12 protein-coding genes are annotated in these 24,196 nt (G+C 72.0%); 9 read left to right on the top strand and 3 right to left on the bottom strand.

The genetic code is table 11. The features are described 5' to 3' along the window. Positions 1-1,020: 1,020 nt before the first annotated feature. Positions 1,021-2,112, bottom strand: coding sequence for a tryptophan 7-halogenase (locus AB7F12_RS30595; RefSeq protein WP_428517161.1), 1,092 nt, complete (start codon positions 2,110-2,112; stop codon positions 1,021-1,023). 2 nt (positions 2,113-2,114) lie between these two features. Further along, positions 2,115-3,782, bottom strand: a complete 1,668-nt coding sequence (locus tag AB7F12_RS30590) for a LodA/GoxA family CTQ-dependent oxidase (RefSeq protein WP_428517163.1) — start codon at positions 3,780-3,782, stop codon at positions 2,115-2,117. An 86-nt stretch (positions 3,783-3,868) separates the two neighbouring features. Between AB7F12_RS30590 and AB7F12_RS30585 the strand changes: the two genes are divergently transcribed. The 5 genes from AB7F12_RS30585 to AB7F12_RS30565 all read left to right on the top strand — a co-directional run bounded on the left by AB7F12_RS30585 (position 3,869) and on the right by AB7F12_RS30565 (position 15,892). Next, positions 3,869-7,276 (top strand): DUF6603 domain-containing protein, encoded by a 3,408-nt coding sequence (locus AB7F12_RS30585; RefSeq protein WP_428517165.1) that lies wholly within the window; start codon positions 3,869-3,871, stop codon positions 7,274-7,276. Further along, the gene (locus AB7F12_RS30580; protein WP_428501734.1) at positions 7,273-9,948 is read left to right on the top strand and encodes a hypothetical protein; all 2,676 of its coding nucleotides are present in this window, start codon (positions 7,273-7,275) and stop codon (positions 9,946-9,948) included. The genes AB7F12_RS30585 and AB7F12_RS30580 overlap by 4 nt, the downstream gene beginning before the upstream one ends. Further along, complete coding sequence (locus AB7F12_RS30575; RefSeq protein ID WP_428501733.1) at positions 9,945-14,090, top strand: hypothetical protein; 4,146 nt, start codon at positions 9,945-9,947, stop codon at positions 14,088-14,090. The genes AB7F12_RS30580 and AB7F12_RS30575 overlap by 4 nt, the downstream gene beginning before the upstream one ends. After that, a complete protein-coding gene (locus AB7F12_RS30570) occupies positions 14,090-15,385 on the top strand; it encodes a hypothetical protein (RefSeq protein WP_428501732.1) in 1,296 nt (431 codons plus the stop codon). The genes AB7F12_RS30575 and AB7F12_RS30570 overlap by 1 nt, the downstream gene beginning before the upstream one ends. A 351-nt stretch (positions 15,386-15,736) precedes the next feature. Next, positions 15,737-15,892: a hypothetical protein gene (locus AB7F12_RS30565; RefSeq protein WP_428501731.1), complete on the top strand. Its 156-nt coding sequence runs from the start codon at positions 15,737-15,739 to the stop codon at positions 15,890-15,892. Positions 15,893-16,537: 645 nt separating this feature from the next. On the opposite strand, the gene AB7F12_RS30560 is transcribed toward AB7F12_RS30565, so the two are convergent. Next, the gene (locus AB7F12_RS30560) at positions 16,538-17,377 is read right to left on the bottom strand and encodes a DUF5710 domain-containing protein (protein WP_428501730.1); all 840 of its coding nucleotides are present in this window, start codon (positions 17,375-17,377) and stop codon (positions 16,538-16,540) included. Between the two features lie 157 nt (positions 17,378-17,534). On the opposite strand from AB7F12_RS30560, the gene AB7F12_RS30555 reads away from it, so the two are divergent. The 4 genes from AB7F12_RS30555 to AB7F12_RS30540 are packed head-to-tail and all read left to right on the top strand — an operon-like array spanning position 17,535 to position 24,016. Beyond that, positions 17,535-20,324 (top strand): DEAD/DEAH box helicase family protein, encoded by a 2,790-nt coding sequence (locus tag AB7F12_RS30555; RefSeq protein ID WP_428501729.1) that lies wholly within the window; start codon positions 17,535-17,537, stop codon positions 20,322-20,324. After that, positions 20,321-21,598 carry a restriction endonuclease subunit S gene (locus tag AB7F12_RS30550; RefSeq protein ID WP_428501728.1) on the top strand — a complete coding sequence of 426 codons (1,278 nt, stop codon included), beginning with the start codon at positions 20,321-20,323 and terminating at the stop codon, positions 21,596-21,598. Before AB7F12_RS30555 ends, AB7F12_RS30550 begins: the two co-directional genes overlap by 4 nt. Continuing rightward, positions 21,595-22,491, top strand: a complete 897-nt coding sequence (locus AB7F12_RS30545) for a GIY-YIG nuclease family protein (RefSeq protein WP_428501727.1) — start codon at positions 21,595-21,597, stop codon at positions 22,489-22,491. Before AB7F12_RS30550 ends, AB7F12_RS30545 begins: the two co-directional genes overlap by 4 nt. Positions 22,492-22,522: 31 nt before the next feature. After that, the gene (locus AB7F12_RS30540; protein WP_428517167.1) at positions 22,523-24,016 is read left to right on the top strand and encodes an N-6 DNA methylase; all 1,494 of its coding nucleotides are present in this window, start codon (positions 22,523-22,525) and stop codon (positions 24,014-24,016) included. Positions 24,017-24,196 lie beyond the last annotated feature (180 nt).

Here is a 24,196-nt window from a genome sequence, read left to right as displayed (position 1 = left end):
CCGCCGGACATGATCAGGGCCCACTCGCAGGCAGACCACATGTCACAACCGGACAGCGGCGCTATCGCCACAGCTCACACGTGGTGGGCCCCCGGGGGATCGAACCCCGAACCCGCGGATTAAAAGTGGGCGGCGCGACGCCAGATCAGGCGTCCTGGTGGGCCTGACCAGCAGTCACCCGTGGCGATCCTGCATACCGTGCACTCCGTTGCCGGGGTTTCATTGTCATGTCCATTGTCAGCGAGTCCACAGTGGACGATCGTTCGCGCGGTCCTTCGACAACCTACGCGACTCGACCAGTCAGGCGCGACCGCTGAAATGACCACGGTCATCTGGACACCGGTGTCCGGCCGGCGGGTCACTCCGGATCGGGAGGTTGCTGGCCTGCCTTGTCACCAGTGACTCAACGAGTCGGGTCGAGCAGCGCCTTCCCCACACCGTCTGCTCGGTTGACCAGCATCGCGTAGGCCGCCGGCCCTTCTGACATACCGAGGCGGTGGGTGACCAGAGCCGCGGGATCGAGCCGACCCGCGATCGTCAGCGCGATCAGTGCACCCGCTTCGACATCGTCCCGCAGCGGCAGCAGACAGCCGCATCGGCCCGCAACCGGGCATCGATCACAACACCGACCCCGTGATCACGCACCGCCTCGACCACCGTCGAGCCCAGATGCGGAAGCAGGACCGCAAGATCACATTCGAGTGATCATCTCGCCCGCCGGAGGCATTCCAACGTCAACACGCCAGACCAGCGATCACGCGAAGTGCGTCAGAGCCAGTCTTCAACTGCCGTTGACATCGGCGAGCGACCGTCGTCGATCTGGTTCCGCTCGGATGCGTCGCGCCTCGGTCAACATAAGCGATCGCCCCCATCGAGCCGAGACACCTTCAGCTGACTTACACCTATCGAATCGTCAGACACTGCTCGGCAACGCTCCCGCTGCCAGACCTGCTCCACCAACCCAGGTCAGTAGTCGCACCGTTGTTCCATCTGCATCGATATGTGCCGTAATGGGCGGGATCATTCGCTACCCGTTGATGCGATCGCGAGCGCTCTCGCGCTCTCCTCCCAGAACGGGCTCGCATGGGCCGAGGCGGCCTCCCGGTACAGCGCGACCCGTGTGCGCTCCGCCTCGAGCCACTGTCGGCGAACGGCGGCGGCGTAGACCGTGAAGACTCCTGGTCGGTCCGGCGCTCGTACAAGTACCGCCTCGGCCGCTCGGACGCCCAGCTCAAGTGCGTGCCGCAGGCCCTGGCCCCACAGCGGATCGACGTGGGCCGCGGCGTCGCCGACCGCCAGCCAGCCGGGACCGGTGATCGTCTCGCGCAGCGCCGATCCGCAGGCGACGACGGACACGGGGGCGTCGGCGCCGCCCGGGACGCGGGCCGCGACCAGCTCGGTGGTGGCTCGGGCGTGCGCGAGCAGCGCCCGCCGCCCACCGGCCGCACGCAAGCGCTGCGGATCGGTGATCCACGCCAGCGCCAACCGGGCACCCGGCACCGGGACGGCGTACCACCAGCCGTCGGCGGCGGCCTCGAGCACGAACCGCCGATCCGCGTCGGCGGCGGGCACCACCGCGAAGGCGGCGACGAGCCGGTCCGGCCGCAGCACCCCAACCCCCTGGGTCCTGGCGAAGGCGGCACGCCGGCCGGAGGCGTCGAGGACGGTCTCGGCGCGCATCGCCGCCTCCGCACCGTCGGCGCCCCGCACGGTGAGCTCCCAGCCGCCGTCGCGGCGGGCCCCGACCAGGCTCGTGCCGGGGCACACCCGCGCGCCGGCCGCGGCGGCGCGGCCGACCAGCAGCGCGTCCAACGCCGTCCGCTCGACGTTCCACGCGCACCCGGCCGGATCGAACAGGTAGCTGTGGTCGGCGGCCGGCCCGGCCCAGGCCACGACCCGGCCCGGGCACGGCTGCGCGATCGCGGCCAGCTCGTCGCGGTCGACGCCCAGTGCCGCGGGGACGTCCGGGGGCAGGTGGTGGCCGGGCTGCGGCGACGCGGCCTGGCCGGCGTCGAGCAGCGTCACCGCCCGCCCGGCGCGGCTCAGCGTGATCGCGGCAGCCACCCCGGCGGGGCCGGCGCCGACGACGCAGACCTCGGTGCGGACCGGCACCCTCAGAGCCGCGTGGCGTCGTCGCGGTCGTCGAGGTACTGGTCGTCGGGCGCGTAGACGGGTCCGCCGGTCTTGCGGACGAACCCCAGCCCCGCCCAGTGCGTGATGAGCTCGTCGCCGGTGTTGATCTCGCCACCGGGGTGGGACATCCACGTCTTGAACACCCGGTCGTCGTCCGGTGTGGAGGGATCGTCGGGGATGCTCGTGGTGCGATCGGGGCGCGAGGCCGGCCACCAGTCCTGGTTGCAGGCGACGAAGTCGGCCTGCCACGGCACCGCGAGCCCCCGGGTGAGGGTGCCGGGCTCGGCCGTGATGCGGACGTCGACGTGCCCGAGCCGGACGCCCCAGTCCGCCTGCCAGTTCCGCCAGCGGCCGGCGTCGCGCCCGACCTCCAGGCCCGGCAGGAACGAGCCGCCGAGCATCGAACGCATCGCGGCCATGTCCATCAGCTCCGGCCGGTCGATGTCCGTGACCGTCGCGGGCGGGAAACGTGTGACGTCGTCCAGCGTCCCCGCGGCCCAGCTGCCCATCCAGCCGTGGATCAGTCGTGGCAACGAGTAGGAGATCTGGCGGGGCATGTTGGCGCCGCGCGTCGGACCGAAATCGTCCTCCATCGCCCCCCTGATGTGTCCTGGCTCCTTGGTGGTGTCGACCGGTTCGCGCAGCCGCGGGAAGAGGAACGGCGGGTTCCCGCGGGCGGCCGCCAGATCGAGGAAGTGCGCTGCAGGGGCGTCCTGGATCGACTCCGACACGTACGGCATCTGGACGTAGCTCTTGAGCAGCGGCAGCAGGTGCTTCTCGACGGTGACCGTGGCGCCGAAGAAGTCGAGCTTGCCGCAGCAGAACCGGTCGTGGTTGGTGCGGTAGGTGCCGTGGTTGAGCGCGACGTCGTACAGCGAGCCGGACTCCTCCACGTCCCAGCCGTAATCGGGGAGGTTGATCACGACCCAGGCGGCCCGGGCCGCCTTCGCGCCCTGGTCGGCCCCCGGTTGCGTCGAACCCGACTTCGGGGTGACGGTGGCCGTCACCCGGCCGTCGGCGGAGTCGTCCTCCCAGCCGGCGCGGAAGAGTCCCCTGGCGTCGGTCGGCTCGCCCGGGATCGGTTGCGCCACACCGGAGCTGCCGATCACCAGCAGGGTGCCGAGGTCGGCCGCGGCGGCGTCCAGCACCGCCGAACCCAGCGCGACCCGGCCAGGACCCTGGAAGGCACGAGGCGCGGTGAACGCGTTCGCGACATCGGTCGACAGGTGCTGCGCCGCAGGCCGGTACGGCAGCTCGTGGATGCCCGGCCCGGGATCGCTGCCGCCCTTCCACCGGTCGAGCGCGTCGCCGGTGAACGACTTCAGGTTCGCCACCTCGACGGTCCACGCGATGTCGTAGTCGGCGTTCGTGACCTCCCAGACCTTCTTCGGGAGGTCGTCGCGCCAGAAGACGTAGTCGTCGTAGAGGAACGCGAAGATCCGGAAGCGGGCGGCCTGCTTGGCGAGCCTGCCGTCCGGGTCGTGCAGCCAGTCGCGGTTCGGACGGGCGTCGGAGACGCCCGGGATCCTCCGCAGTGTCGGGACGAACTGGTCGACCGGTTGCTCCGCGCCGACGAAGAACGTCGTCGTGCTGTCGCCCATCCGCGCGATGCCGACCGACGGGTGGATGCGGTATTCGACCACGGCCATCGTCGATCCCTTCTCCGCGACGCACGCTCCCGGTACGGTAACGGGCCCTGGGCCGGGGGGCGATGGTTCACCGACGAGAGGGCCTGATGGACGCGGGTCTGGAGCGCTTCTTCCGCGAGCTCGCGATCTTCTTCGCCCCGCTCCGCCGCGCCGTCGCCGCCCCCGAGCAGCTCGCGCTGTTCCTCGCCCGGTTCGGCTACGCCCTCGACGGCGCGGACCGCGATCTCGCGCTCGCCGAGCTGGGCCCGCTGGGCGCCGCGCTGGAGGCCTTCGGGGACGCCGTCGCCGCGCTGCCGCCCTCGGGCGAGGTCGGCCCGGGCGATCTCGCCGCGCTCACCCCGCCGGCCGCGGCGATCCTCGCCTCCGTCGCCGACCTGCGCACCGCCGGAGCCGTGCTGGCCGCACTCGGCATCGACGACCAGCTGGCCGCCGACATCCTCCACGCCCTGGCCTTCGACTACCTGAACCGCCGCGTGCCCCCGCTGATCGGCGTGCTGATCGCCGTCGAGGCGGTGGTGATCTCCCAGGTCCCGGCGGGATCACGTCCCGTGCCGCACGTCGCGGTGCGGTTCGATCTCGACCGGTTGCGCCAGCTCGTCGTCGACTTCGACGGTTGGGCGCGCGAGGTCTACGGCTGGGGCGTGGCCTTCGACCACCAGAAGGCACTCGTGCGGCTGGCAGCGCTCGCGGACCGGATCGGGCCCCCGCCGTACCTGCACCCGATGACGCAGGAACAGCTCGCCGCGCTGCGCCCCGGGCACCCGCCGGACGTGCCCCCGCCCGCGATGGTGTTCCTCCCGCTGCTCGACCGGGCCGCCGACGGGCCCGCCGGGATCGCCGAGGCGGAGATCGGCATCGTCGTGCTCCCGGCGGGCGATCCCGCCGATCCGGCGGCGGGCGGTCTCGGGATCGCCCCGTACTCGGTGGGCACGCTGACCGGCGAGCACCAGGTCTCGCCGTTGATCACCTTGCAGGCCGTGGTCGACGCCGCCGCCACCGGCGGCGCGGTCGTCGTGGTGGATCCCGACGGCGTGCGGATCGCGGGCGGGACCGCCGTGGAGGCCGAGTTCCAGCTCGGGCTGCGCATCGGCGGCCCCGCGGGCGCGCCGGTCCGGCTGATCGGCACGGCCGACGGCACGCGCGTCGAGCTCGACGCCCTGCACGCCGCCGCGGGCGGATCGCTGGACGGCGACGTGTTCGTCGCGGTCGGGATCACCGGGCTCGCCGCGCACGTCGATCTCTCGGCGGACGGCCTGCTCGGTGCGCTGCTCACCGGTCCTGTCACGGTGCGCCTCGACGGGGTGCTGCTGGGCTGGCGGCCGGGCCGGGGCGTCTACGTCGAGGGCGGGTCGGGGCTGGCGGTCTCGATCCCGGTCGCGATCGCGCTCGGGCCGCTCACCGTCACCGAGCTCGGGATGGCACTGGAGCTGGACGACCGCGCGGCGCTGGCGGTCACGGCGTCCGGCTCGCTCGCGCTGGGCCCGCTGACCGCGGTGTTCGAGGGTCTCGGCGTCAGGGTCCGGCCCGCCGACGGGCCGCTGCGGCCGACACCGGACGGCGTGGAGCTCTCGCTGGTGCTGCCGGCCGCGTACGGCGTCGCGCTGGACGGCGGCCCCATCTCCGGCGGCGGCTTCCTCTCGGTGGCCGACACGGAGTACCGCGGCGCACTCGCGCTGCGCTTCGAGTCGCTCGGGTTCAGCGCGTTCGCGATCCTCACCACGACGCTGCCGGGCGGCCGCGACGGCTTCTCCTTCGTCGGTGTCATCTTCGGCGAGTTCGTGATCCCGCTGGGCTACGGCTTCTTCCTGACCGGCCTCGGCGGGATCATCGGCATCAACCGCACCACGAACTCCGACGCCCTGCGCGCGGCGGTCACGGCGGGCAGCCTCGATCACCTGCTGTTCCCCGCCGATCCCATCGGCCAGGCACCCCGCATCCTCGACGACCTTGCGTCGGTGTTCCCCGCCAAGGAGGGGCAGCACGTGTTCGGCCCGGTCGCGCGGATCGCGTTCGGCCAGCCACCGCTGATCGAGGGCAAGATCGGGCTGCTGCTGGAGGTCGGCGCCCAGATCCGGGTGCTGATCCTCGGCGTGCTCGGGTCGGACCTGCCCACCCGCGATCTCGCGCTGGTCTCGCTGCGGGTCTCGTTCGTCGGCATCGTCGACCTGGCCGCGCGGACGATCTCGCTGGACGCCTCGCTGGCCGGCTCCCGCGTCCTCGACTTCGCGATCAGCGGCGACATGGCCGCCCGCACGGGTTGGGCGCCGCGCATCGATCACGTCATCTCCTTCGGCGGCCTGCACCCGGCCTACCCGCGCCCGTCGAACCTGCCGGAACTGCGCCGCCTCTCGATCAACTTCGGCAGCAACAACCCGCGCGTCACGCTCTCGGCGTACCTGGCGGTCACCACCAGCTCGCTGCAGTTCGGCGCCCGCGCGTCGATGTACGCCAAGGGGCCGAAGGTGACCTTCGTCGGCCGGCTGGCCGCGGAGGGCGAGCTGTCGCTCGACGCCATCGTCTACTTCGACCCGTTCGGGTTCGACGCGAAGCTCATCGGGAGCCTCTCGCTGCTCGTCGACGGCGACGTCGTGCTCGGGCTCGGGTTCAACCTGCGGTTGTCGGGGCCGAACCCGATCACGGTCGCCGGCCGGGTGTGGGCGACGGTCTTCGGGTTCGACGTCGGGTTCGGGATCAACCACAGCTGGGGTGAGCGCCGGGCCGTGGCCCCGCCGCTCGTCGACCCAGTCGCCGTGCTGCGGACGGGCCTCCTCTCCGGCAGCGGGTTCGAGCCGGTGGTGAGCACCCGCCGGGTGAGCGGAGTGACGTTCGCGCCCGATCCGCCGGGCGCCGCGCCGGCCGTCGACCCGGCCGCCGGGCTGCGCTACCTGCAGCGCGCGCTGCCGCTGGGCATCCCGATCGAGAAGGTGGGCGAGGCCGTGGTGGCGGGCGGGGCGCGGCGCTTCGACCTCGCCGTCCGCGGTCCCGACGGCGACGACCTGCAGCTCGATCCGGTCGATGCCGACTTCGTGCGCGGCCAGCACTGGACGCTCACCGAGGACGAGCGGCTGCGCGCGCCGGTGTTCGAGGCCCACCAGGCCGGGTTCACCCTCGGCGGGGACGAGCTCGTGGCGGACGCCGGCACGGCCGTCGACGCCGAGTACGCCTACGAGGTGATCGTCCTGCAGGGCACCGACACCCGCGACCCGGCCGGCCTGCGGCCCGGCTTCCGGCTCGACGAGCAGGTGGCCGGCCGGTGGAGCGCGGCGCACCGGCGCGAGGTGGCCCGGCCGCTCACCCCCGAGGCCGTCGCCGGGGTGGGCGAGCGGCCCGTGCGGGTGGTGGCGGGTGGCTACGTGGGGCTCGCGGACGTCGCGGCGCCCGCGGCCCCGCTCTCGGCCGTCCTCGCCGGCATGCCCGGGCGCGGCCGCACCGCCGTGGCCAATCCGGCCGTCGCGGGTTACGTCGCCGCGGCCGCCGCCGAGGTACTGGCGTGACGACGTTCTCGCTGCTCCCGCACGCCTCCTCGCCACTGGCCGTCGACGTCGTGCCGCCGACGGGCGACGGGATCCGCCGCCGGGTGGAGCTGCAGGTCGGGGTGGAGGTGGACGGGGCTCCCGCCGGCCCGCCGATCGGGGTGACGCGCGACCTGCGCGGCGCCGGGGACGTCATCGGCATCGACCGGCGCATGATCTCGCGGGTGGAGCCGGCCACGGGATCGCGCGCCGTCGAGCCGAACTACCTGCCGCTCGTGGAGTTCGTCGACGCCGACTTCCCGTGGCGCTACACGCTGGACCGCACGGTAGGTCGCCTGCGGCCGTGGCTGGTGCTGGCCGCGCTGCGGGCCGAGGAGTTCGAGTTCGTCGAGCTCGCCGGCGCGCCACTGCCGGCGATCCGGGTGCGGGAGCCGCGCACGGCGCTGCCGGACCTCGCGCAGTCCTGGGCGTGGGCGCACGTGCACGTCAGCCGTGACGCGGCGCCGGGTGTGCCCGTCGACGAGCTGGTCCGCACCCGGCCCGACGCGTCCTTCGCGCGGCTGCTCTGCCCGCGCCGGCTGGCCGACTCCACCGTCTACCACCTGTTCCTGCTCCCGGCGTTCGAGGCGGGCCGGGCCGCGGGCCTGGGGCGCGGCGCGGGCGGCGCCGCGTGGGACGCCCCCGCGTGGGACGCCGCCGGCGACCAGCCGCACGAGCTGCCGTTCTACCTGCACTCCCGGTTCGTCACCAGCGGCGTCGAGGACTTCGAGGTGCTCGCGCGCCGGCTGCGGCCCGCGCCGGCTGCCACGATCGCCACCCGGCGCACCGCGCGCGCCGACGATCCCGGGTTCCTCACCGGCTACGCCGCACCGGCCGGCGCCGCGGTCACGCTGCACGACGCGCTCGCCCGGCCGGGCACGACACTCGGGCCCAACGAGACCGATCCCGCGCTGCTGCCGCGGCTCGCGGAGACGCTCACCGAGGCGATCGCCGCCGAGACCGAGGGAGCGGACGCGCCGGACGCCGAGGACCCGTTGCTCGCCCCGCCCGCCTACGGCTGGCGCAGCGCCCCGACCCGCGACGTCCGCCCGGAACGCACCGACACCTGGTTCGACCGGCTCAACGTCGATCTCGCGCTGCGCGAGGTCGCCGGCCTCGGCGCACGCACGGTGCGGCAGCGGTCCGAGGAGCTGCTGCGCCTGTGCTGGGCACAGCACGAGGAGGCGGTCGCCGCGACCGAGCGCCTCGGCCGGTTCCGGCTCGCGGCGGTGCTCGCGGAGCGCCTCGTGACACGGCGGTTCGCCCGGCTCCCCGCGCAGGCCGCGCTCGCCGCGGTGGAGCCGCTGCAGCCCTACCAACGCGTCGGCGGCGGCACGGTGCGCGACGCGCTGCGCCGCGTCGGGGTTCCCGCGACCTTCGCCTCGCGGGACCTGCGCCGGGCCGCGGCGAAGCGGCCGGTCCGCGGTGCCACGCCCGCCGTGCCGATGCCCACCCTGCCGTCCGGGCGCGACGTCGCGGGCCTGCCCACCCCGGCGAAGCCGATCGCCGTGCCGGCCGCCCTGACCCGGTTCGTCACCGACGTGCTCGGCGCCGCACCCGTGTTCGAACCGGTCACCTCGCCGGTGCTGGCGGTGCCGGTCGGAGCACTGCGCGCGGCCCAGCTGGTGGCACCGTTCCACGCGACGCTGACCCGGCTGCCCGGCGCGAAGGCGGCCGCCGTGCTGGAGGGACTCAGCGGGGCGGAGCGGGCCCGGCTCGTCCCCGCGGCCCGTACCCCGGCGCTGCCCGTCGAGCTGGCGCCGATGCTCGTCGCGACCGCCCCGGAGCGCCTGCTCAGCGGCCTGGACGGGTTGCCGGAGGACACGGTCGCGCTCCTGGAGGAGCACCGCCCGTTCGTCGAGGCGTTCCTCGTCGGCGCGAACCACGAGCTGTCCGACGAACTGCGGTGGCGCGGCTTCCCGACCGACGCCCGCGGCACCCCGCTGGCCCGGTTCTGGGACCGCGGCCGTCCGGCGGGCGACATCACCGCCGAGGACATCCCGCCGGTCAGCACCTGGACGCGCCCGCTCGGGCAGAACTTCCCCGCCCACGACGACGGCCGGGCCGATCTCGTCGTCGTGCTGCGCAGCGACGCGGTGCGCCGGTTCGGCCAGCTGGTGGTGGTGCTCAACCGCGGGACCAGCACCGGATGGCAGCCCGGACAGGGCACGGACCACCATCCGGTGTTCTTCGGCCGGCTGGGCCCCGACGTCGCCTACTACGGCTTCGCGCTGGCGCGCGACCAGGTGCTGGCCGACCGGAACCGCTACTTTCTCGTGCTGCACGAGCCCGTGGGCAGGCTGCGGTTCGGGTTCGACGTCGCCACGGCGTCGGTGCGGCGCGGCCGGCAGCCCTACGGCGAGATGCCGCTGCCGTTCGCCCTGCGCAGCATGGGCCGCACGCGCGAGGCCGCGCTGCCCACCAAGTTCGTCAGGGTGCCGATCCCGCCGATCACCGCCATCCCGACGTGGGACGATCTCTCCTGGTCGCACGCCACGCTGGGTCCGGGCGGCTACGTCGACGTGACCGCCACGCGGCCGCGGGTGACCAGCGGCCCGGACTGGTGGGGGCCCGGCGCCACCTCGGCCACGATCGCGCGCAGCCTGTGGCAACGTCCGGTCGCGGTCGTCGTCCCGGCGCGGAGGCTGCTGTGACGGCTCCGTTGCTGCTGCTGCCGCTGCGGCTCGAGTACCGGGTGGTGACCACCCGGCGCCGTCCCCAGATCTGGTTCCGCTGGTATCCCGACGACGGGTTCGCCGAGCGCGGCGTGCCCCCGATCGAGCCCACCGAACGCCCGGAACTGGCCGCGTTCGACACCGCGGTCGGCACCCGCCAGTGGTGGGACGCCGACGATCCGGTGGTGGCCGCCGCGTTCTCGACGCTGGCCGCGCGGGTGGGCGCGCCGCGGGCCGTGCACCTGCTGCGGCAGCGCGACGATGCCGGCACCCCGGACTGGGCCGAGCGCATGGGGCTGGTCGCCACCCCGCCGGCCCGGGTGGGCCTCTTCGCCCTCGACGCCGCGGGCGCGATCACCGCGCTCGGCGAGGGTGGTCCGGTGCCGGCCGACCTGCGGATGTCCCCCGCGGCGCTGGCGCCGGGCGGCTGGCTGGTCGACTTCGGCGCCGCGGTCGAGGTCGGGATGGGGGTGCGGCTCACCGCCCCGGCGACCGTCGACCTCGCGCTCGCCGCGCCGTGGATCGTCGCGGCCGGCGTGCACGACGGTGACGCCGCCGCGGGCATCGGGGGGCTGCTCGCCGACGCCGTCGCCCACGGGACGTTCGGCTTCCTCGCCCAGGACACCCCGTCGAACACGAGCGTCCGGGGGCGGTCCCCCGATGTCACCGGCCGCACCGACCCGCTCGGCCACCTCCGGGCGTGCACCGCCGACGAGGCGGCCCGGCTCGGCTCGCCGCTGGAGCAGGCGGCCGATCTCGCGGCCGAGGCGCTCGGCGTCGATCCGCTCCCGCTGCGCCGGGCGGCCCACGCCGACGACACCGCGCTGGAGGACGCGCGGGCCATGATCCGCGTCGTCGGTCCCACGCTGCTCGACGCCGTCGCCGGGGCCGTCCGCGGGCTGGACGACGTCACCGACGACGACGTCGTGGAGTTCCTCGCTCGCGGGGTGGTGGCCCGCGGACCGTTGCCCGTGCTACGCATCGGCGCGAACCCCTACGGCCTGCTGCCGGTGGCCCGGACGGGGCAGCTGACCCCGGCCGACGGGACGACCACGGCCGAGCAGGCCGTCCACGCTGTGCTGCAGCGCTACGCGGACGAGTACCTGCGGTCGGAGGCGACGTACGCGACGCGCGTCGTCACCCGGCTGCAGCCCGCCGAACCGCGCCTGGCCGAGAAGCTCGAGACGATCCTCGCCCAGCTGCCCACCTCGCGGCGGCTGCTGGTGTCCGACATCGGCGAGACGGGCGCCGAGGCGGTGCCGCTGGGGTGCCCGTACGTCCGCGGCTCCGGGTTCGAGCCCGCCGACTACCTGCGACGGCTCGCGACCGAGCAGCTGTCGGCGCTCGACGATCCCACCGCGGACGAGCGGCGCGCCCCGTTGCTCTACCGCCTGGCGCGGGCGGCCATGGTGAAGACGACGGGCCTGCCGATCCTCGAGTTCCTCACCGACCGCCGCAAGCTCGATCTCCGCGGCACCCTGGACCTGCTCCGCCCCGACGTCATCGACCAGCGCCTCGTCGCCCTGCTGACCGCGAACGTCGCCGGGCTCGCCGTCGGGAACGGGTTCCCGACGGGTCTGCCGGACAGGCTGCGGCGCCTGGTGGGGCGCCGGTCGGCGGCGATGGTCGCCGCGCTGCAGCACCTCGAGTCCGTCGCCGCGCGCCCCGACGGCACCGCCGCGCTGGAGGTGCTGCTGATGGAGACGATCGATCTCACCCAGCACCGCGCCGACGCCTGGATGACGGGCATCGCCCACCGCCATCTCGTGGCCCGCCGCCGCGCCGGGACGACCGGGCTCTCCGCAGGCTGGTTCGGGTTCGTGCAGCGGCCGGCGCCGGGCGCGGGCACCGGCACGGCGACCGGGTACCTGCAGGCACCGAGCCTGGCCCAGGCCGGCACGGCGGCGCTGCTGCGGGCAGCCCACGAGCGGTTCCGTACCGAGGGCGCGTTCGCGATCGACCTGGACTCCCGGCGCGTCCGCCACGCGCTGGCGCTGCTCGCACTGCTGGCCAGGGGCATGTCGCCCGCCCACGCGCTCGCGCTGCGGGCCGAGCGATGGCTGCACGAGCGCGGCCGCGCCGAGCTCACGCTGCTGCTGCGCGAACGGGTCCCGATGCGCGAGGCCGACACCGGACGGCGGATCGACCTGCGCGCGTTCGACGCGCTCGATCTCCTGGACCGGCCGCTGACGATCGTCACGGCCGCCGACCGGCCCGTGCTCCGGGAGCTGCTGGCCGCGATGCGCGACGAGCTGGACGCCCTCGCGGACCTGGTGCTCTGCGAGGCGGCGCACCTGCGGGCCACCGGCCAGGCGACGGCCGCCAACGCGTGGCTCGGGGTGCTCTCCGGCGATCCCGTTCCCGGCGAGCCCACCTTCATCCGCACCACGCGGCCCGGCCAGGGCAGCTCGCACCGCGTCGTCGTCGCGCTCACCCCGGAGCCCGTCGGGGACGGGCCGCCCCGGGCGATCGTCGAACCGACGCTGGCCGCGGCGGCGGCCCGGTTGCTGCCCGAGACGACCACGAGCGTGCTGGACGTCGTCGTCGGAAGCGGACCAGGCGCCGAGCGGGTGCGCCTCGCCCTGGCCGCGGACCTCGGCATGGTCGCGCTGGACCTGGTGATCGGCGGGGAGAGCGAGGTGGCCGTCCGCGCCCGGCACGCGCTCGTCACGCGCTGGCGCCGCGATCCCGCGATCGCGGCTCGGCTGGGCCCGCTGCCCGAGGCCGATCTCAACACGGTGCTGGCCGACCGGTCCGTCACGCTGGATCTCACCGTCGGCGGGCAGCAGGCGCAGGTGCGTTCGCTGCTGGACCGGGCGGCGCAGCTGCGCACCCTCGTCACCGAGGGTCGGCCGCTGGAGCCCGCCGATCTCGCCGCCTCCGCGTCGCCGGACCGGCCGCTCGACGGCCCCGCCCGGCGCGCGGCGCTGCGACCCGGCCGGGCGGCGCTGCGCCAACGGGTCCGGCAGCTGGCGGTCCTGCTCGACGGCGTCGACGGGCCGTTGCGGGCGGCCCGTTCCACCCTGCTCGTGCGCATCCGCGAGCACCGCAGGCGCGTCGACGTCGAGGCGGACGCGGCCGCGGTGGCCGCGTCGCTGGCCGAGGTCGGCGCCGCCCGCGAGCGGCTCGACGACGTGCTCGTGGCGGCGTCGCGGTTCGCCGAGCCGGCCGCGCTGCGACTCGTCACGACCGCCGAGATGATCGCCGCGCCCGAGGCGCTGGAGGCCGAGCTCGGCCGGCTGGGCGACCGGCTCGACGCCAGGGCGCGCGCGCTGACCGAGGCCATGGTCGGCACCGAGGTCACCCCCACGACCGGCGACGAGAGCGCCGCGCACGTCCGGCGGCTGGTGGAGGTCGCGCAAGCCACCGTCGACGGCGACGCACTGCCGGTGCTGCCGCCCAGCGGCCGCGTCCCGGAGACGACCCCGCTGCTCGCCCCGCCCATCGATCCCGGCACCGCCCTCGAGGGCTGGCCCGACGTCCGCGAACGGGTGCGGCGGGCCGTCGCGCTGGCCGATCCGGGCGGATGGCGGGCCTTCCCCGTCACGGCCGAGGCCACCGACGACGAGTCCGGAGACGCCACCGCCGACACGCGCGACGAGCCCGACGCCCCGCGCACGCACCTCTTCGGCGCCGTGCTCGCGCATCCCGACACGCTGGCCGGCAGCGAGCCGGTGGCCGGGATCGTCGTCGACGAGTGGTCGGAGGTGCGGCCCGCCCGGCACCAGCAGACCGGCGTGGCCGTCCACTACGACGCGCCGCAGAGCGAACCGCCGCACTGCCTGCTGCTGTGCGAGCCCGCCGCCGACCTGCCCGCCGGCTGGACGGCCGCCGAGGCCGCTGGCTTCGTCGGCGAGGCGATCCGGTGGATGACCGTGCGCGCCCTGCCCGCGCAGCAGCGGCGGCTACCCGCCTCCCTGCTGCCCTTCTCCAACCAGGTGGTGGCCAAGCCGACCGTGCCGCAGCCCGCCCGGCGCATCCCGATCCGCCGCCTGCGCCGCGGGATCGACCTGCTCTCGGGCTTCGGCGAAGGCAAGCTCGTCGTGTTCGACGACGGCGAGCCCGTCGGCCTCGACGGGATCGGGCTGCGGGAGATCACCGGTTTCGCAGGGGAGGACTGATGGCCTTCGTCGCCCAGCAGCTCTACGGCGCCGACTCCAGCGTCCGGCTTTCCGAGGCCGTGCAGGCTCGGGTGAAGGACCCGCTGTGGTTCCTGGCCCGCCAGTGGCAGGTCGGGGAGTTCGCGGCCGAGAATGGCGGCCGCCCCGCGGCCGTGACGGCCACCTGGAGCGAGTACCCGCTCGCCACCGTCGTGCGCTCCGACGGCGGGCCCGCGGAACCCCTCGATCTCGACGCCCCGCTCGAGTGGGCGATCGAGCGCGAGAACCAGGACGGGGACTCCCCCGCATGGCGGGCCGAGGCGCTGGAGCACGAGGTCGCGCTCGCCACCGCGGCCCACGGGTTGCGGGCGCCGGCGTACGCGGGCGGGCGGATCGACTGGCACGCCGTCGATCTCGTCGACCACGATCCCGCCGTGCCGCCCGGCGACACCGGCACCCGCACGCTCGTCCCCACCCAGCTCACCGTGCCGGGCGCACCGCACCCGCGGTGGTGGCGGATCGAGGATCCCGACGCCTACCTCGACTCACCGCACGATCCCGAGCCGAACGTGCTGTCCGTGCTCCTGCCGGAACTCACCTACGTCGACGTGAACGACTGGTTCCTCGTGCCGCTCCCCCAGCGGGCGGGCACCGTGCGCGCCATCACCGCGCTCACGGTCACCGACAGCTTCGGGATCGTCACCGACGTGCCGGCGCTCGGCGCCGACGGCTGGCAGGTGTTCGCCCTCACCCCGGACGGGGTCGATCCCGCCGTCGCGAACGGCCTGCTGTTCCTGCCCCACTGCGCGGTCGACGTCCTCGGCAACGACGAGCTGGAGGACGTCCACTTCGTCCGCGACGAGCTCGCCAACGTCGCCTGGGCCGTCGAACGGGCCTACCTGGACGCCGAGGGTCACCCGGTGCGCGACGGGGACCCGGACCCGACCGCCCCGCCCCCACCCGCCCCCGCCCCGCCCGGGGACGAGCCCCGGTTCCGCTTCGCCGCACCCGCCCCGCGCACGTGGATCCCGTACCTGCCGCGCATCGTGCGCGGCGCCGAGGGTGCCCGGCTCTACCTGCGCCGCGGCCGCACCGACCCCGACGCGTCGACGGCCGCTCCGCAGTACCGCACGAAGATCGTCGACGAGAGCCGGCGCGTCGGCGAGTACCGCGTCCCCGCCGAGGGGGTGCGGGTGCGCCGCGGGCACCGGTTCGCCCGCGGCAGCGACGGCAACCCGTTCTTCTGGGTCGGTCGACGCACTGAGCCTGCCCCTCGCGCGACGCTGCCGCGAACCGCATACGACTACCTCGAGTGAACATAGGGGCATATATCGGACATCACCTCATCTCGGCCGCGCAACTAAGTGGTGACCCACCTCGGCGAACCCGACGGTGTCCTGGTCGCTGATGAGACCGGTGATCTGAAGAAGGGCGACAAGTCGGTCGGCGTGCAGCGCCCGTGCACCGGCACCGCCCGGCGGATCGAGAACGCCACCCCGCATCGATGGGGTCGCGGTCTATCTGACCTACACCGCCCGGGCCGGACACGCGATGATCGACCGCGAGCTCTACCTGCCCCGGTCCTGGGCTGTCGATGACGAGCGGCGGACCGAGGCCGGGCGCCGGCCGAGGTCGAGTTCGCCACCAAACCGGCCCTGGCCGCCGCCATGATCACCCGCGCGGTCACCGCTGGGGTCCCGGCCCGCTGGGTCACCGGGGACGAGGTTTACGGCGCCGACCCTGGCCTGTGCGCCCGAATCGAGGAATTGGGCCTGGGCTGTGTGCTGGCGATCGGCTGCAACCGCCGGGTCTGGACTGACTGATGCGTGTCGATGACATCGCCGCAGCGCTCCCACGACCCTGCTGGCAGCGGTACCCGGCCGGGACCGGCGCGAAGGGGCCGCGGCTCTATGACTGGGCCTGGGTCGCGCTGACCGATGCCGAAGGACCGGGCCAGCGTGGGCTGTTGATCCGCCGCCACCGCGGCCACGGTGAGCTGGCGTTCTACCGGTGCTACTCGCCGAGCCCGGTCGGGCTGGCCGAACTGCTTGAGGGCGCGCGTGATCACAGGTCAGAATGGCCGTTGTACACAGCGCCTACGGATGCTTCACCTGACCCACCCGCCGGCTCCTGTGTCGACGCAGAACCCCGCCACTAGCAGTTTCATTGTCAGAATCGATCGTTTTTGATCAACAGATGTAGCGTTCTTGCAGGTCAGACGGGGTGGGCCCCCCGGGGATCGAACCCGGAACCCGCGGATTAAAAGTGCCAGGTCAGGGCGCCGCCCTGGCGCTTACATGCTCCGGACCAGCCGTGATCCGCGGTCACCGTGCCTCCCGTGCACCCCACCGACGGACTTTCATTGACAGACCCATTGTCATGCGGTCCACAGTAGAGGGTCGTCCGAAGCTCGCTCCTGGCTGATGGCGCCCGCGCCGTCCACCGCGGCAAGCGGCGTCACAGGATTTCTACCGGTCCCTGCCGGTGAGCCGCGACCACAGCCCGCGGCGACCGGGCGCCGGCGCGCTCGGCGGCTGTGGTGGACGCTCCTCGGTCGGGCGGGGCGAGGGCACGGCGTGCCATACGGCTTCCCGCGCGAGTTCACGCTCAGCCACGGCCAGCCGGTTGACGGCCCGCTCGGGCCGCCGCAGCGTGATCCCGACATCGGTGAGGATGCTCAGATCCAGCTCCCATACCCGCGCGGACCGCGCGATCCACACGTCCTCGGCGGCGTAGACATGCGCAAGCGCCTCGGGCAGCGTCAGGTGGTTGACCTTCTGGAGGTGCGCGAGCGCCTCATCGGTCCGGCCCTGCACGTTGGCGTAGCCGAAGTGGGTCACGAGGTGGCACGGCGAGCACAGGCTGATCAGGCGACGGAGCGACTGCACACCCGTCCGCTCGTCGAACTGCCACCGCTCGTGCGCTTCGAGCCAGCGGCGTGTCCCGCGATCCTCGGTCGCGCCGCACGCCTCGCAGACGTAGCCAGCGCGGCGAAAGATCGGCCGGCGCAGCCGCTCCCAATCCTGCGGGGTCACGCATGCGCGCACATTCGTGAACCAGCACGTGCGCGGGATGAGGTCGACGAACAGGCCGTCGCCGAACGCACGGTCCTCGCCCGGCAGCACATCCGGGATGGGCGACCGTGCCGCCCACCGGTCGAGGCCGGCCGTCGGTGGCTTCGGGTCAAACCAGCGCTTCTCCGCTGGGTCCCAGCGGGCGCCGAGCGCCTTCGCCTCGTCCTTATCCGCGTACGGAACGTCGAGGTACAGCCGCCGGCGGGCTGTGGCCGGCGCGGCGTGCTCGACCATCGACCTACCCCGATCGCTCGACGTCACCCGCATGCATGGTCGCACCGAGCACTGACAGGAATCGCCGGCTCGACATCATCGACCACCCGAGCCTCGACCTTTCACTTCAGTAACCGCAGGTAACGAGTGGACCACGGATGTGGAATCCTCCTTCGTGATGGCCCCCGACATGGCCCCCGACGTCGACGCGCAGCGGCTGGCGGCCGAGCAGCGCGCACGCATGCTCATCGACCGCCAGCTCACGGCGGCGGGCTGGGCGGTGCAGGACAAGAAGGACCTGAACCTGTTCGCCGCGCAGGGCGTAGCCGTGCGCGAGATCGTTATGAAGGCGGGCCACGGGCGCGTCGACTACCTGCTCTACGTCGACAAGCGGGCCGTCGGCGTCATCGAGGCCAAGCCCGAGGGAACCACGCTCAGTGGGGTCGAATGGCAGTCGAGCATCTACGCCGACGGGCTCCCGGCCGCCGTCCGGCTCAGAGCGGTCCTGCGCGACGGCCGGCTGCCTTTCGTATTCGAGGCGTCCGGGTCGGAAACGCATTTCACGAACGGATTCGATCCGGACCCGCGAGCGCGCCACCTGTTTAACGTCCCCAAGCCGGCGACGCTGGCCCGCATTCTCCGCGAGGCCGATGCCGACCCGGAGCGCCCGACCTGGCGCGCGAAGGTCCGCCACCTTCCGGCGCTCGACGAGGCCCCGTTGCGTCCCGCGCAGATCGACGCCATCAGCGGCGTCGAGCGCAGCCTCGCCGAGCAGCGCTACGGGCGCAGCCTCATCCAGATGGCCACCGGCGCGGGCAAGACCTACACCGCGGTGACGTTGTCGTACCGGCTGCTCAAGTGGGGCGGTTTCGGCCGAATCCTGTTCCTGGTCGACCGCAACAACCTCGCCGACCAGACGCTGGCGGAGTTACAGAACTATCGCACGCCCGGGGAGAACCGCCGGTTCACCGAGCTCTACAACGTGGACAAGGTCCGCCGAGCCGGGATGGCCGACTCGACGAAGGTCGCGGTCTCCACCATTCAGCGCGTCTTCATGGCGCTGCGCGGCCAGGACGTCGCGGACGCCGACGACCAGAGCATCGACACCTACATCCCCGACAAGCCCGTCGACGTCGTCTACAACCCGGACCTGCCGCCCGAGGCCTTCGACCTGATCATCGTCGACGAGGCCCACCGCTCCATCTACGGAGTCTGGCGCCGCGTGCTGGAGTACTTCGACGCCCACATCGTCGGGCTGACGGCAACGCCCGGGAAGCAGACGTTCGGCTTCTTCCAGCAGAACCTCGTCTCTGAGTACACCTACCCCGAGTCGGTCGCCGACGGCGTCAACGTCGACTTCGACCTCTACCGCATCCGCACGCAGATCACCGAGCAGGGCTCGACCATCGAGGCAGGGACGATCGTTCCCAAGGTCGACCGCCGTACCCGCGTGCAGCGCCTGGAGGCCCTCGACGACGACCTCGACTACACCAGGACACAACTCGACCGCGCCGTCACCAGCACCAGCCAGATCCGCACCGTCCTGGCGACGTTCCGGGACAAACTGTTCACCGAGATCTTTCCCGGTCGCACCACGGTGCCCAAGACGCTGATCTTCGCTAAGGACGACGCGCATGCCGAGGAGATCGTCACGACTGTGCGGGAGGTCTTCGGCAAGGGCAACGACTTCGCCGCGAAGATCACCTACAGCGCGGCCCGGCCCAAGGAACAGCTCCAGACGTTCCGGACCTCGCCGACACTGCGCATCGCCGTCACCGTCGACATGATCGCGACAGGCACGGACGTCCGACCGTTGGAGTGCGTCTTCTTCATGCGCGACGTTCGCTCCGCCCAGTACTTCGAGCAGATGAAGGGCCGCGGAGCGCGCACGATCTCCCCCGCGGACTTCCAGAGCGTCACCCCCGACGCCGAGGTGAAGACCCGATTCGTGCTCGTCGACGCCATCGGCGTCACCGAGCACCCCTTCGTCCAGCCCCCGCTCAACCGCGAGAAGACCGTCCCGCTCAAGAAACTGCTCGACAAGGCCGCCAACCTCACCCTCACCGAGGACGACGCCGCCACCCTCGCCTCCCGGCTCGCAAAGCTGGAACTCGAGCTGACACCTGCCGAACGGGCCGAACTCGACAGCGTCGCCGGAACTCCCATCAAGGACGTCGTCCGCGGGCTCGTCGAGGCCGTCGACCCCGACCGCCAGGCGAAGGCCGTCGAGGGCGCCGCCGATCCGGCGGCCGCGATCCGGTCGCTCATCGAGAACGCCGTCGAGCCGGTCGCAGCCAACCCGGAGCTGCGCAACCGCATCATCGAGCTGCGCCGCACCCATGACCGCGTCGTCGACGAGGTCAGCGTCGACACCCTCCTCGACGCCCACGGCGTCGTCGACACCGACCGCGCGCGGACGATCGTCGAGTCCTGGCAGGCCTACCTCGACGAGCATCGCGACGAGATTACCGCGATCCAGCTGATGGGCGAGGCCCGCGAGCGCAGCGTCGCCTACTCGGACCTGCAAGAACTCGCGAACCGTATCGCGAGACCGCCCTACAACTGGACACCCGACCTGATCTGGAACTCCTACGTCGCCCTCGAAGTCCCGCACCACCCCGGGGCCGGGAAGCAAGCCCGCAGCCGCCGCTCCCTCACCGATCTCGTCTCCCTGCTGCGCTACACCCTCGGCACCGACGACCAGCTCGTCCCCTACGCCGAGCGCGTTCGGGAGAGATACGCGGGCTGGCTCGTCCAGCAGGAGCAGGCCGGGGTGCGGTTCACCGACATAGAACGGTGGTGGCTCGACCGGATGGTCTCCGTCATCGCCTCCTCCGCCGGCATCACCCCCGACGACCTCGACGAGGCCCCCTTCACCGAACGCGGCGGAATCGACGGCGCACTGCGCGACCTCGGCGACCGCGCCGCCGACCTTCTCGACGAACTGAACAAGGAACTAACTGCATGATCGGGCTCCCGAGCAACTGGCGCTGGTCAACAGTGGCCGCCGAGGGTTCTGTCGACCTGGGTCGACAGCGACACCCCAACTGGCACACCGGCCCCGAGATGCGCCCCTACCTTCGAGTCGCGAACGTCTTCGAGGACCGGATCGACACCACAGACCTCAAATACATGGACTTCAGTGGCGTTTTCGACCGCTACAAATTGCGGTCGGGCGACGTACTGCTAAACGAGGGCCAGTCGCCCGAGCTTCTCGGACGTCCCGCCATTTACCGAGGAATCCCGGACGATATCGCGTTCACCAACACGCTCATCCGCTTCCGAGCCGGACCCGCCGCCACGCCGGAGTGGGCACTAACCGTCTTCCGACACTACATGCATTCCGGAAGATTCGCTCGTGAGGCCCGAATCACGACCAAGATCGCACACCTATCGGCATCACGCTTGAAGGCGGTCGAATTTCCAGTACCGCCGCTCGAGGAACAGCGCCATATCGTCGGCATCCTCGAAGACCACCTCTCCCGCATCGAAGCGGCCGACGGCTATGTAGCTACCGGCTCCCGAAGGGCGCTAGCGCTCGTCAAGTCACTTCTCCGAACGATAATCCCGGACGTTGCGGAGTACCCGAGCCACTGGACGACGTCGACCGTCGACCAAGCAGGGCGGGTCGAACTCGGTCGGCAACGCCACCCGGATTGGCACACCGGCCCGAACATGCGCCCCTACCTGCGTGTCGCTAACGTCTTCGAAGACCGCATCGACCTCTCGGATGTGAAGGAGATGCATTGGCCGGGCGAGACGTTCGAGCGGTTCCGCCTCCGTCCCGGTGACGTACTGCTGAACGAGGGGCAATCCCCAGAATTCCTCGGGCGACCGGCGATCTATCGTGGCGATCCGCCGGCAATTGCATTCACGAACACGCTCCTGCGCTTCACACCTCATGACGGCGTAATGCCGGAATTCGCCCTCCTCGTCTTTCGTCGGCATATGCACACCGGCCGGTTCACTCGCGAGGCTCGGATCACCACAAACATTGGGCACCTGTCGGCTGCTCGCCTGAAGCCGATCGAGTTCCCGATCCCGCCCGTGAAGGAACAGGCCAAGATCGTCGCGCAGGCCAAGGAGTACCTCGATGCCATTCAGTGCCTTGAAAGGGAGCTAGCCCGGGCCGTCGCACGTTCCGCCACGCTTCGTCGTTCGTTGCTGTCGGCGGCCTTCTCGGGTCGGCTGACCAACGAACAGGCGCAGCGACCGCTCGCCGCTGGGCTCGTCGACGCATGAGCGGGAAGCAGATCAAGCTGTTCCTCGTCGACGGCACGCCGGGCGGGTTGACGACGGCCGAGATCCCGAACTGGACCGGGCACGTCGTATCGGCGTCGCGCTCCGACTTGGGCAAGCTTCTGTCTCGCGACGAGGCGGAGCGCACGGGCGTCTACCTCCTGCTCGGCAGTGACGAACTGGGCGAGACCCGCTGCTACATCGGCGAAGCCGACGTCGTCGGGACCCGGCTCAAGCAGCACGTCAAGGGCAAAGACTTTTGGGACCGGGTCGTGGTCGTCACCTCGAAAGACGCGAACATCACCAAAGGACATGGCCGCTACCTGGAGTCGCGGCTGATCGCGCTGGCGACGCAGGCTGGCCGCGTGACTGTGGAGAACGGCACGGCGCCGGAGGTACCCAAACTCCCGGAGGCCGACGTCTCGGATATGGACGAGTTCGTCGCTCATCTGCAGATTGTGCTGCCGGTGCTTGGCGTGAACGCAATTCGCGTCAAGCCCTCCCCGAAAGCGCCCGTCGAGCCGCAGGAATCCCCGATCTTCCGGCTGCTCAACGCCAAGGCGGGGGTCGACGCCCGTGCCCAGCAGATCGACGGCGAGTTCACCGTGCTGGCGGGGTCGCAGGTCGTCGCGACATTTCCACCGGGAAGCCCGAGGCACTCGGCCAGTACGGCGAAGCAACACGCGGCGAGACGGGCCGAGCACGAACGCCTGCTCGCCGACGGATCGATCGTCGTCGTGGGTGGGAAGGGCCGGGTCGCTCGGGACATCGTCTTCACCTCGCCCTCGGCGGCGGGGTCGGTCGTCCAGGGACGCGCGTCCTGCAACGGACGCACCGACTGGATCTCCGGGGACGGTCAGACCTTCAGCGTGTGGGAGAGCCGCGGTGTCGACTGAGCCATCGGCGCACGGTGCAACACTGCCCGCCATGTCCGTCGACTCCCGCCGTCTCGTCGACAAGATCTGGTCGTACTGCCACGTCCTGCGCGACGACGGCGTCGGCGTCATCGAGTACACCGAGCAGCTCACCTATCTGCTGTTCCTCAAGATGGCGCACGAGCGGGCAACCCGGAAGCTTAAGCCGCAGGAGATCGTCCCGGACGAGCACTCGTGGCAGCGACTGCTCGACGCCGAGGGCACGGATCTGGAAGTGATCTACACGGAGATCCTTGTCGGATTAGCGCAGCAGCCGGGCACGCTCGGAACGATCTTCCGCAAAGCACAGAACCGCGTACAGGACCCGGCCAAGCTCAAGCGCCTGATCGTCGACCTGATTGACAAGGAGAACTGGTCGGCCTCCGGGACAGACCTAAAGGGCGACGCCTACGAGGAACTACTCGCGAAGGGTGCCTCCGACAGGGGCTCCGGCGCCGGCCAGTACTTCACTCCACGCGACCTGATCGCTGGGATCGTCGACGTGATCCAACCCACGGCCGACGACACCGTCGTCGACCCGGCCTGCGGCACCGGGGGCTTCCTGCTCGTCGCCCACGAACGCGCAGCCGAGGGCTCCGAGAACTTCACCCCACTGCAGCGGCTGAACCTGCGCGACAACTTCGTCACCGGCTACGAACTCGTCGACGGCACCGCCCGGCTCGCCGCGATGAACCTGCTCCTGCACGGCATCGGGACATCCGACGGCGACTCCCTCATCGAGGTCCGAGACGCCCTCATCGCCGATCCCGGCCGGCGGTGGTCCGTCGTCCTGTCCAACCCGCCGTTCGGCCGCAAGTCCTCCTTCACCATGATCGGGGCCGATGGGCGCGAGGTCCGCGAGGAGCGGGAGATCGAGCGCCAGGACTTCGTCGTCACGACCTCGAACAAGCAGCTCAACTTCCTGCAGCACATCATGACGATCCTCGACATCAACGGCCGCGCCGCCGTCGTGTTGCCCGACAACGTCCTGTTCGAGGGCGGTGCCGGCGAGACCCTCCGTCGCAAGCTGCTGGCCGACTTCGACCTGCACACAATACTGCGGCTCCCCACCGGAGTCTTCTACGCGCAGGGCGTGAAAGCCAACGTGCTGTTCTTCGACAAGAAGCCTGCGTCCGAGCAGCCATGGACTCAGCGCCTGTGGGTGTACGACCTACGGACGAACCAGCACTTCACCCTCAAGCAGAACCCGCTGCGGCGCCACCATCTCGACGAGTTCGTCGCCGCGTTCCTGCCCGGGAAGCCGCGCGACGAGCGCACAGAATCAGATCGCTGGAAGGCCTTCACCTACGACGAGCTCGTCGTCCGCGACAAGGCGAATCTCGACATCTCTTGGCTCCGTGACGAGTCGCTCGAGGACACCGACAACCTGCCCGCACCCGCGGTTATCGTCCGAGAGATCGTCGAGGATCTCACCGCCGCCCTTACCGAGTTCGAGGCCGTCGCCACCGTGCTCGAAGGCCAAAAGGCTGGCTACGACGCTCGGTAATGCAGAGGCGCTAAACTGTCGCCGATCCGCCCGAGCGCTGCCCGACCTACTCAGACCTGAGTCGGGACACTCCTGGTGGGAGTCGGGGGTGGGTAGCGCGCTGACCTGGGGGTTCTTGGGCTCGGGAGCGGGATCTGGTCACTAAGAATGGGTGGGTAGCCTCGGGCCGGTGGGCTCGCG

This window comes from Pseudonocardia sp. (assembly GCF_050250275.1).
In the GTDB taxonomy this organism is placed as follows: Bacteria; Actinomycetota; Actinomycetes; order Mycobacteriales; family Pseudonocardiaceae; genus Pseudonocardia.
This window is presented reverse-complemented; position numbering and strand designations above follow the sequence as displayed.

Excerpts from the sequence above, each read along its gene's own strand:
- AB7F12_RS30570 (WP_428501732.1), top strand. The coding sequence starts at position 14,090 with ATGGCCTTCGTCGCCCAGCAGCTCTACGGCGCCGACTCCAGCGTCCGG.
- AB7F12_RS30540 (WP_428517167.1), top strand. The coding sequence starts at position 22,523 with ATGTCCGTCGACTCCCGCCGTCTCGTCGACAAGATCTGGTCGTACTGC.
- AB7F12_RS30550 (WP_428501728.1), top strand. The coding sequence starts at position 20,321 with ATGATCGGGCTCCCGAGCAACTGGCGCTGGTCAACAGTGGCCGCCGAG.
- AB7F12_RS30590 (WP_428517163.1), bottom strand. The coding sequence starts at position 3,782 with ATGGCCGTGGTCGAATACCGCATCCACCCGTCGGTCGGCATCGCGCGG.
- AB7F12_RS30560 (WP_428501730.1), bottom strand. The coding sequence starts at position 17,377 with ATGGTCGAGCACGCCGCGCCGGCCACAGCCCGCCGGCGGCTGTACCTC.
- AB7F12_RS30555 (WP_428501729.1), top strand. The coding sequence starts at position 17,535 with ATGGCCCCCGACATGGCCCCCGACGTCGACGCGCAGCGGCTGGCGGCC.
- AB7F12_RS30565 (WP_428501731.1), top strand. The coding sequence starts at position 15,737 with ATGATCACCCGCGCGGTCACCGCTGGGGTCCCGGCCCGCTGGGTCACC.
- AB7F12_RS30545 (WP_428501727.1), top strand. The coding sequence starts at position 21,595 with ATGAGCGGGAAGCAGATCAAGCTGTTCCTCGTCGACGGCACGCCGGGC.
- AB7F12_RS30585 (WP_428517165.1), top strand. The coding sequence starts at position 3,869 with ATGGACGCGGGTCTGGAGCGCTTCTTCCGCGAGCTCGCGATCTTCTTC.